This window comes from Paraburkholderia sp. J69-1, assembly GCF_905220255.1.
GTDB lineage: Bacteria > Pseudomonadota > Gammaproteobacteria > Burkholderiales > Burkholderiaceae > Paraburkholderia.
The window spans coordinates 1-1,201 of the sequence record NZ_CAJMZG010000069.1 but is presented as its reverse complement, the minus strand read 5'-3'; the positions used below and the strand labels follow the sequence as shown (position 1 = coordinate 1,201).

Sequence of the window (1,201 nt, the reverse complement as noted above, 5' to 3'; positions counted from 1 at the left end):
TGACCTTACCCCGTCGAGTACACCATTCGTAAGTTAGTGGTCTCGCCGGTTTTCGGTTGATGCAGTTGCCGGAATTGGTCCGGCGCCAGTTGCCCCAAGGCACTATGCGGGCGCACTGAGTTGTAGTCCGTGCGCCACGCTTCGATTCGCTTGCGTGCATCGTCGAGACTGACGAACGCATGCTGGTTCAAACACTCTTCGCGCAGCCGGCCGTTGAAGCTCTCGATGTGCGCGTTTTCCACCGGCTTACCCGGGCGGATGAACTGCAGCTTGACGCCATGTTCGTGGGCCCATGCGTCGAGCGCCTTGCTGACGAATTCCGGTCCGTTATCAACCCGAATCAGGTTCGGGCATCGTCCCCGCTGACGCAGTTGCTCGAGCACGCGCGCGACGCGAACACCCGTCAACGAGAAGTCGACCTCGATGTGCGGGCACTCGCGGTTCCACGCATCAATGATGGTCAACATGCGAATGCGTCGACCATGCAGCAGCGCATCAGCAACAAAGTCCATCGCCCAGCTTTCGTCTACGCCGCCCGGCGTTGGCATTACCACGCGCAGATGACTTGGGCGCTTCTTGCGCCGTTTCAGGCGAAGCGACAGGCCTTCTGCGCGGTACAACCGCTCGGTGCGCTTGTGGTTCTGGATCAGCCCCTCCCGGCGTAGCAGGACATGCAGGCGGGGCGAGCCAAACCGTGGCCGCTCCTGCGCCAGTTCGCGCATCCGTTGCCGGACTTCGTGGTCGGCGTCAGGTGACACTGGCAGCCGGAACGTCCGGCGATTCAGGCCAACGAGTGCGCACGCCCGGCGCTCCGAATAGTCGTGCTGTTCAATCACCTGCTGCACGACTTCCCGGCGCTGCGCGGGCGAACTCACTTTTTTCCGAGAACGTCCTTCAGAACCTGGATGTCCAGTGCCTGGTCCGCTACCAGCCGCTTGAGACGCTGATTTTCCTCCTCCAGCTGTCGCAATCGTCGCGCTTCCGACACATCCATGCCGCCGTAGCGGCTACGCCAGTTATAGAACGTCGCATCCGATATGCCGTGCTTGCGGCACAGGTCTGCGACCTTCATACCCGCATCGGCTTCCTTCAGCACCCCGATAATCTGCTCTTCGCTGAACCGCGACTTCTTCATGACAAGGTTTCTCCTGCGGCCTTGCCACTAACTTTACAGTGGGATACTTCAGAGGGGAAAGGTCAC

1 protein-coding gene is annotated in these 1,201 nt (G+C 60.7%); it reads right to left on the bottom strand.

The window, feature by feature from the left end; translation table 11 throughout:
- Positions 1-5 precede the first annotated feature (5 nt).
- Positions 6-1,135 (bottom strand): IS3 family transposase gene (locus tag U5A67_RS40390; protein WP_415768400.1). Its coding sequence is split into 2 segments (ribosomal slippage): positions 6-883 and positions 883-1,135, totalling 1,131 coding nucleotides; the frame shifts between segments, so codons are not numbered across the junction.
- Positions 1,136-1,201: the final 66 nt, after the last annotated feature.